Source organism: Streptomyces spongiae (assembly GCF_009377185.1).
GTDB classification, from domain to species: Bacteria; Actinomycetota; Actinomycetes; order Streptomycetales; family Streptomycetaceae; genus Streptomyces; species Streptomyces spongiae.
In genome coordinates, this window is the sequence record NZ_VJZC01000987.1 from 1 (window position 1) to 1,953 (window position 1,953).

The window sequence follows — 1,953 nt, forward strand, 5'->3', positions numbered from 1 at the left end:
CCCCCGGACCCCCGCTCCTCAAACGCCGGAGGGGCTGAATTTGTGCGGGGCGGCGGGGGCGAAACACACCCTGGGCTAACTCGGCAGGTGCCGCTCCGCGAAGTCCAGTTCCAGGCGGACCTGCTTGATGCGCTCGTCCACCACCAGGGAGCCGTGTCCCGCGTCGTACCGGTACACCTCGTGCACCGCCCCCCGCCCCTGGAGCCGCGTGACGTAGTTGTCGACCTGGCGGATCGGGCAGCGCGGGTCGTTGACGCCGGCCGAGATGTAGACGGGGGCCTTGACCGCGTCCACGTATGTCAGCGGTGACGACGCCTCGAATCGCTCCGGCACCTCCTCCGGCGTGCCGCCCAGCAGCGTGCGGTCCATGGCCTTCAGGGCCTCCATCTCGTCGTGGTAGGCCGTGACGTAGTCGGCGACCGGGACCGCGGCGATGCCCAGGGTCCAGGCTTCCGGCTGCGTACCGAGACCTAGCAGCGTGAGGTAGCCGCCCCAGGAACCGCCCGTGAGGATCAGACGGGCCGGGTCGGCGAAGCCGGAGGTGACCGCCCACTCCCGGACCGCCGCGATGTCCTCCAGCTCGATGAGGCCCACGCGGTGCTTCAGCGCGTCGGTCCAGGCACGGCCGTAGCCCGTGGAGCCGCGGTAGTTGATCCGGATCACCGCGTACCCGTGGTCGAGCCACGCGGCCGGGCCCGCCGCGAACGCGTCGCTGTCGTGCCAGGTCGGGCCGCCGTGGATGTCGAATACGGTGGGGTAGGGACCCGAGACGCCTGCCGGGCGCTGGACCAGTGCGTGGACACGTCCACCCGGGCCGTCCACCCACACGTCCTCCACCGGCAGCGAGCCCGGGCACTTCAGGCCCGGAGGGTCGAGGACCACCCGGCCGTTCGTCGAGCGCACCACCGGCGGCTCGGCGGCCGACGACCACAGGTACTCCACGCTGCCGTCCGGGCGGGCCGTCGCCCCCGACACCGAGCCCTTGGGCGTCTCCACCCGCTCCAGCTCACGGGTCCCCAGTGTGTACCGGTACAGCTCGCTGCGGGCCTCGAAACTGTGCACCACCAGCAGTGCCGAACCGTCCGGGTACCACTCGGCGCTCAGGTCGCCCTCCAGATGGGCCGCCAGTCCGAGATCGGTCTCCTCCCCCGTCGCGACGTCCCACACCAGCGGCTCCCAGCGGCCGCCCCGCTGATGGCCGATGAGCAGCCGTGTGTCCCCCTCCACCGGGGCGAAGCCCAGGACCTCCAGGCCCAGCTCGACCGTGCCGCCCTTGGTGTCGTCGAGCTCCGCGACCGTCGTACCGTCCGGCCTCAGGACGCGCAGTGCCGAGTGCATCGCGTCGCCGTGCTCGGTGTGCTCGATCGCGATCAGCGAGCCGTCGTGCGAGAGGTCGCCGACGCCGGCGGACTCGCGGTGCCGGTAGATCACCACGGGGTCCGTGCCCAGTACGGACAGGTGGATCGTGGAGCCGTCCTCGTCCGTCGAGCGCCCGACGACCGCCGTACGGCCGTCGCGGCCGAGGGCGAGCCCCGCCGGGTAGGAGGGCGCGAGGCCCGGTGCCGCCTCATCGTCCGGTCCGCCGTGCCCGCCGTGCCCGCCGTGGAACGGCTGACGGCGCCACACGCCGAACTCGTCCCCGTCCTTGTCGTCGAACCACCAGATCCATTCGCCGTCCGGCGCGAGCACGCCGTCCGTCGTGCCGTTCGCCCGGTCGGTGACCTGGCGCTGCTCGCCCGTCTCGCGGTCCCACGCGTACAGCTCGTACGTCCCCGTGGCGTTGGAGACGAACAGCGAACGGTGGGGCGCGTCCTCCGCCCAGTCCGGCAGCGACACCCTGGGCGCGCGGAAGCGCTTCTCCCAGTCGGGCATCGACCGGGTCTGCTCCTGCGGGGTGGCCGGGGTGGATCCGTTGGTCTCGGTCATGGCCCCATAGTGCCCGCCCCGCCCCAC

The 1,953-nt window shown here is 72.5% G+C and carries 1 protein-coding gene; it reads right to left on the bottom strand.

What is annotated here, in order from left to right; all coding sequences use genetic code 11:
• Positions 1-75: 75 nt before the first annotated feature.
• On the bottom strand, positions 76-1,926 hold the full coding sequence (locus FNH08_RS49435) for a S9 family peptidase (RefSeq protein WP_194238887.1): 1,851 nt from the start codon (positions 1,924-1,926) through the stop codon (positions 76-78).
• Positions 1,927-1,953: the final 27 nt, after the last annotated feature.